Origin of the sequence: Bradyrhizobium sp. TM239, from assembly GCF_036247985.1 — a bacterium.
Taxonomy (GTDB): domain Bacteria; phylum Pseudomonadota; class Alphaproteobacteria; order Rhizobiales; family Xanthobacteraceae; genus Bradyrhizobium; species Bradyrhizobium ottawaense.
This window is the reverse complement of the sequence record NZ_BTIR01000053.1, coordinates 1-366: the sequence shown is the minus strand read 5'-3', so window position 1 is coordinate 366 and position 366 is coordinate 1. Positions and strand designations below refer to the sequence as shown.

General features: G+C 71.0%; 1 protein-coding gene. It reads left to right on the top strand.

All coding sequences use genetic code 11. The features are described 5' to 3' along the window. On the top strand, window positions 1-366 hold a 366-nt coding region (locus tag AABA84_RS34870; protein ID WP_338314360.1), incomplete at both ends, for an ATP-binding cassette domain-containing protein.

Genomic DNA, 366 nt, shown 5'->3' with positions numbered 1-366 from the left:
CCGAGAACATCGCCTACGGCCGGCCCGGCGCCAGCCTCGAGGCGATCGAGCAGGCGGCGCGGCTTGCCAACGCGCACGATTTCATCCTGCGCCTGCCGAAGGGCTACGGCGCGCTGGTCGGCGAGCGCGGCGTGAAACTGTCGGGCGGCGAGCGGCAGCGCGTGGCGCTGGCGCGCGCGTTCCTGGCGGACGCGCCGGTGCTGATCCTGGACGAGGCGACCTCGAGCCTCGATTCGGAATCGGAGGCGCTGATCCAGGAGGCGATGGAGCGGTTGATGAAGGGCCGCACCTCGATCGTGATCGCGCACCGGCTGTCGACGGTGCGCAGCCTCGATCGCATCCTGGTGTTCGACCGCGGCGAGATCG